Origin of the sequence: Mangrovibacter plantisponsor, assembly GCF_003182475.1 — a bacterium.
Taxonomy (GTDB): Bacteria; Pseudomonadota; Gammaproteobacteria; order Enterobacterales; family Enterobacteriaceae; genus Mangrovibacter; species Mangrovibacter plantisponsor.
Window position 1 is genome coordinate 1 of the sequence record NZ_QGTS01000031.1, and the last position, 5,105, is coordinate 5,105.

Here is a 5,105-nt window from a genome sequence, read left to right on the forward strand (position 1 = left end):
AGCCGGTTCCCTTCCCCTTTCTTCTGGTTCGGCGCGATCCGGACCATCAGCCCGGCACGGCGCTTTGATGCCCGTGGCACGTAATAGCCAATGGAGCGGGCCAGCCGCCCGGTCTGATACCCGGGGTTTTGCCCGGGAGTTGAAACAGCCCGCTTCATGACCAGCCGCCGGGCATCACGCATGTGGACCTGACCAATACGGATAAATGCCCGGCGCAACCTTGCCCGGTTGAACACCAGTTCTTTCGGTTGCTGAAAATCGACATGGAACACCGGTTTAGCCATACATAGTGTCTCCCGGCGTTTCTGCGCCCAGATCTTCACACTCCAGGAGCAGGTAACGCCGGGCCATATTTAAATCGCGGCAACGACGAATGGCGTACACCCTCCCGCTGTAAACCACCTCGTAATCAGAGGTCAGCCCGGCCCGGTAGCGCACGGTGAAATAGTGGGTAACGGCACTGTCAGTCTGGGCGGATTCATGCAGCACGGTGGCACTAACCTGCCGTACTTTTGCCCAGGCATACTGGCTGTTCTGGTATTCCGGCGTGTTGCCATAATCATCTGCCGGGATATCGGTACGCTGGCGTAGCAGAACCCGGCGGTTAAGTTCGCCAGGCTCAGGCAACTGGTAATCAATACTGGTTTGTGACTGGCGGTTTTTCATTGCGGAATAAACCTGTAGGGTCCGGCAATCCACTGATACGCCATGGGCGTTTCACTCTGTTCAAAATCAGAAACCGTGGAGCGGTGTTCATAAAAATGGGTGACCAGCATCAGCATCGCGAGACGCAGATCGTCCGGTACCACCAGCGCGGTTTCGTCTCCGCCTTCCGGGATATCCGTTTCCGCTGCATAAAGATTGCGGTTAAGAAATGTCGCCGTTCTGGCCTCAGCAGCGGCCCCTATCAGTGTCAGCAGCGCGTCTTCATCGGTATAGGTTTCTTCCAGCCGGAGTTGCTGCCTGATAACAGGCAGAGAAAGAATGCTCATCGGTCACTCCGCCGGGAGCCTGCGCTCCCGGTTTGATGAAAATTACTCTGCAACACCAATCTGCAGCAGTTTGATGGACTGCGAATCCGTCAGCATGCCGCCGGTGCGTTTGGTGGTGTAGAACCCGACAAAAGGTTTGTTGGTGTAGGGGTCGCGCAGAATACGTGTCCCGATACGGTCAACAATGGTGTAGCCGCGTTTGAAGTTCCCGAATGCAATCGCTTTGGCATCAGCCGCAATGTCCGGCATCTGCTCATTCTCGGCAACAGCGTAACCGGCCAGGGAGGACGGCTGGTTCAGCTCCAGACCGGGGCGCCACAGATAGTTGCCTTCGCTGTCTTTGAGGATGCGCACGGCAAACAGGCTGTTGTTGTTCATCATGAACTTAGCCCCGTTGCGGTGAACCTTACGCAGGGTATAAATCAGTTTCACGATGGCATCTGCTGTTACCCCGGCAGCCGCCCCGGACAGAATATGTTGCAGGGTACCGAAGGCGCGGGTTTTATCCGGATCCAGAGAAGAGGCATAAGCCAGAAAGCCTTTGGGCTTTTTGGTCCCGTCACCACTGGTGAAGGCAATTTCTTCTTTCTCGGCAAACTCGGTCGCCAGCTCACTGTTGATCCAGTCTTCCACGTTAAAGAACGCATCATCCAGCATGGTCTGGGTGGCCTGAGGGTTACCGTAGATTTCGCCCATAAAGGGTTCAATCTGCCCCAGTTTCGATGCATCCGTTGCCGGACGGGCATCCGTTTCGCCTACCCAACCAGAAGCCGTTCCGCCCAGGTTAACCAGCTTTTTGTAACTGGCCCCACCGACCGTAATGGTCGTGGCTTCCTGGCGCATCACCACTTCATCTTTCAGCAGGGTGAGAATACTGCGGTCCAGATCTTCCGGTACGGCGTAACCACCGTCTTCATCGTTGCCCACCTGCAGGGCTTTACGCTCCAGGTCGCGCAGCCCGTCATCACGGCCTTTGCGGACAAAATCCATAAAGGCCGCTTTATGCTCACCGGCCTCTTTGGTCTGCGTGGCACCGCCAGGGCGTTTCAGTTGTTTCAGTTCGTCTTCCAGTGCAGATTTCAGGGAGTCCAGTTCTGTCAGTTTCCCGTTCAGGGTATCCACCTGCCCGGCCAGCGCCGATTTTTCCTGCTCAACCGCCTCAAGGCGTTTGTCGTTTTTCTCGCGGAAGTCATTGAACTTCGCCTGCAGCTCCTGCGCGACCTGCTCAACGTCTTTAATTTCAACAGCCATATTCACTCCTGATTAAAAGGTGATGTTTTTAAGTGCATCCAGTGCGGCGCCCAGGCCACCGGCGTCACGCCGGGACAGTTCGCCATAGCCCCCGGCCATGAATGCTTTGGCCTGGGTGCGGGAGAGTCCAACATCGCGCAGGACCCGCTCGACAGTTTTCTGATCCGGCAGTTCGCCACGGGCAAAAGCGCTCTTTACGCCACTCACCCGGGCTTCATCATTGGACGGGAAAGTCACCGGACTGACTTCCCACAGGTCAATATCCTTGAGAAGAAAGGCTTCTTTGGTCCGGTCGTACTCCCAGTCTTTCAGGACATAACCAATAGAAAGGCCGGTTAACGAACCGGCCTTCATGTGTGCATGCGCCCGACGCGCCAGGGGATCATCGTCAATCAGTAACCGTCCTTTGACGTAGAGCCCGACATCGTCCTCACGCATCTCGGTATAAATGCCAATCGGCTCGGACATCTGGTGCTGCCACAGCATCGAGGGCAGTGCGTTTTTGCTTTTCCAGCCCGTCAGCGAATTGCTGAATGCGCCGGGTACCACAATGTCATCGAAGCTGTCTTTCACCCCGAAAACGGAACCATAGCCTTCAAATTCCCCGGCATCGCTGACAGATTTCAGTTTCAGCGGCACATCCAGGCGTTGTTTAGTCAGCATGGTGATCACCTTCTTCCTGTTTTTTCTTGCTGCCATCAGAGGGTTTTGTGGTCATGTTCATGGGTGTCAGGTACACATCACCACCCGGTCGCGGGTTGCGATCCTCCAGTTCAAGGCAGTCATTCGGGGAGTACATGCCCCAGTTAATCGCCGTGGCATAGGCTTCAAAGCGCGATTTCATGTCACCCCGCAACAGGGCGCCCACATTAAACTTGGCGTAATACGTGCCCTGCTTGCTGTCGCGTACCAGGCCAATATTGATGCGCTGCTCGATACGGGTGAGGTAAGGCACCAGGGAATAGTTGATAAAGCCCATCCCCAGTTCCTCTATGTTGTTGAATGTCGCCCGGTCCGTGTTCTGCACCATATGCATGGGGACACGAAACAGGCGGCAGATTTCTTCAAGCTGAAATTTACGGGTTTCCAGAAACTGGCTGTCCTCGGCACTGAGCGCCATGGATTTCCAGTCGAGCCCCATTTCGAGGATCATCGGCTTATGGGCATTGGCCAGCCCCTGGTGCTTCGCTTCAAAATCCGCTTTAAGCCGGTTATACGCGATATCACTCAGTTGCTGCTCAGTGCGTAATACGCCGGACGTCACCGCACCATTCCCAAATAACCGGGCACCATGCTCTTCGGTCGCCAGGCCGAGTGAAATGGCCTCGCGGGCATAGGCTATCGGGTTAAGCCCCACCAGCCCGTCCAGTGTCAGGATCCGCACATGCCAGATGTCTTCCTGCCCCAGCACATCCGTGGAGCCATCGGGAAAGGTCACCCGGTAAACCGGCTGCCACTGGTTATTCAGTTTGGGGGTGACAGCGCCCGGGTCGAGGGGGAGCAGTTCCACCACTTCGCCAAGGGCTTTCACCTTGTAGGCGTAGAAATTGCCACGCAGGCACAGACATAACACCACCAGCTCCCAAAACTCCTGGGGGGTCATGTAGTCATTAGGTTTCAGTGACAGCAGCTTATACAGGCGTTCACTGGTCGCCTTTTCTTTGCCCTTCCCCACTGAGCGGTACAGGCTGCACGGCAACATACCAATCGATTCGGACAGGACACGGATACAGCCAAACACGGCAGTCAGCCGCATGGCTTTCTGGCTGCTTACCCGTTTCCCGGTATAGGTGTCCCAGGAATACCCCACATCCTCGGCCAGTGCGGCAGGCGTGGTCACCGGGGCATCCCCTTTCCGGAACAGGCCGGGGAAAAACATTATTCACCTCCCGCCGGGCCGGTACTGGTGGTGGATAAAAAGCGCGCTGTCAGGCAGGACCAGAGCAGGCACAACAGACCACCGGTGATGAAGCCTGCCGGGGGATAAATCAGCCATGCGCCATATGACAGCAACAGGGCCCCCAGCACGCCGATTAATGGCGTGAGTATCATCAGGATCATAGATGCCTCAGGTTAAAGTGAACGGATGCCGTAGGACTCGATACGGTCAGACAGGGTTTCTTCTTTTTCGTACAACATCGCCCGGCCGATGGTCATGATCATTGCCACGGCGCCGTCAATCTTGTTTTCATTCTGCTCTTTGACGGGTTTCACCACATCGTCATTGCCTGGCAGAAACTTGCCGACCACATTGCTGATACACCAGGACATGATGGGGTTGCCGTCATGGTGAAAACGCCCGGACTCAATGGCGGCCTCCAGCTCCTTCATCGGGTCGGACATATTGGTGTAGTTCTGAATGATGGTAATGGGCGACAGGTCTTCATCGGCCAGATCATGAGACAGACCGGTTGCCCCGAACGGGTCAATGGGCGACTCTGAAACCGGATTGAGTTTGTTGGCGGCTTTGGCTTCTTCCAGGATATAGCGGTAATCCACCTCAGCCCCATCCGTGACCGTCAGCAATCCCATCTCCACCCATTTCTGGAAACGTTCAGCCGTGCGCCGGTCTTCACTGCGTTCAGTGCTGTACACCGTGTCATACGGCACCCAGAACCGTGGCGCCACACTGTAATAATGGGTTTTACCGTCAATCTCCCGGGTGAACAGCCTGGCCATGCTGTTCATATCCAGCTTGCGCGCCAGGTCGAACCCCAGAATACAGGGTTGCCCTTCAAAGCTTTCCAGCGTCAGGCTTTTATCCTCGCAACGCTGCCAGCTCACCTGGTTGAAATACGCCGCCCGGGCCGCCACCCAGATATTCAGGTGTTTGGTCTTAAACACACCGGCCAGACGGGCATT

The 5,105-nt window shown here is 55.8% G+C and carries 7 protein-coding genes and 1 pseudogene; all 8 read right to left on the reverse strand.

The genetic code is table 11. The annotated features are described in order from the left end of the window. Window positions 1-284 (reverse strand): annotated as a pseudogene (locus DES37_RS25000) (hypothetical protein); the annotation flags it as partial. Beyond that, a complete protein-coding gene (locus DES37_RS25005) occupies window positions 277-666 on the reverse strand; it encodes a phage head closure protein (protein ID WP_110028245.1) in 390 nt (129 codons plus the stop codon). The pseudogene DES37_RS25000 and the gene DES37_RS25005, both read right to left, overlap by 8 nt. After that, a complete protein-coding gene (locus DES37_RS25010) occupies window positions 663-992 on the reverse strand; it encodes a head-tail connector protein (RefSeq protein WP_110028246.1) in 330 nt (109 codons plus the stop codon). Before DES37_RS25010 ends, DES37_RS25005 begins: the two co-directional genes overlap by 4 nt. A gap of 42 nt (window positions 993-1,034) precedes the next feature. Continuing rightward, window positions 1,035-2,243, reverse strand: coding sequence for a phage major capsid protein (locus DES37_RS25015; RefSeq protein WP_110028247.1), 1,209 nt, complete (start codon window positions 2,241-2,243; stop codon window positions 1,035-1,037). A gap of 12 nt (window positions 2,244-2,255) precedes the next feature. Then, window positions 2,256-2,906, reverse strand: a complete 651-nt coding sequence (locus tag DES37_RS25020) for an HK97 family phage prohead protease (RefSeq protein WP_146211553.1) — start codon at window positions 2,904-2,906, stop codon at window positions 2,256-2,258. Then, window positions 2,896-4,122 carry a phage portal protein gene (locus DES37_RS25025; protein ID WP_110028249.1) on the reverse strand — a complete coding sequence of 409 codons (1,227 nt, stop codon included), beginning with the start codon at window positions 4,120-4,122 and terminating at the stop codon, window positions 2,896-2,898. The genes DES37_RS25020 and DES37_RS25025 overlap by 11 nt, the downstream gene beginning before the upstream one ends. Then, complete coding sequence (locus DES37_RS25030) at window positions 4,122-4,304, reverse strand: hypothetical protein (protein WP_110028250.1); 183 nt, start codon at window positions 4,302-4,304, stop codon at window positions 4,122-4,124. Before DES37_RS25030 ends, DES37_RS25025 begins: the two co-directional genes overlap by 1 nt. Window positions 4,305-4,316: 12 nt before the next feature. Next, window positions 4,317-5,105, reverse strand: a 789-nt coding sequence (locus tag DES37_RS25035; protein WP_146211554.1) for a terminase TerL endonuclease subunit, incomplete at its 5' end; no start/stop codon positions are given.

Coding starts and splice junctions, on each gene's coding strand:
- DES37_RS25010 (WP_110028246.1), bottom strand. CDS start 992: ATGAGCATTCTTTCTCTGCCTGTTATCAGGCAGCAACTCCGGCTGGAA.
- DES37_RS25030 (WP_110028250.1), bottom strand. CDS start 4,304: ATGATCCTGATGATACTCACGCCATTAATCGGCGTGCTGGGGGCCCTG.
- DES37_RS25015 (WP_110028247.1), bottom strand. CDS start 2,243: ATGGCTGTTGAAATTAAAGACGTTGAGCAGGTCGCGCAGGAGCTGCAG.
- DES37_RS25005 (WP_110028245.1), bottom strand. CDS start 666: ATGAAAAACCGCCAGTCACAAACCAGTATTGATTACCAGTTGCCTGAG.
- DES37_RS25025 (WP_110028249.1), bottom strand. CDS start 4,122: ATGTTTTTCCCCGGCCTGTTCCGGAAAGGGGATGCCCCGGTGACCACG.
- DES37_RS25020 (WP_146211553.1), bottom strand. CDS start 2,906: ATGCTGACTAAACAACGCCTGGATGTGCCGCTGAAACTGAAATCTGTC.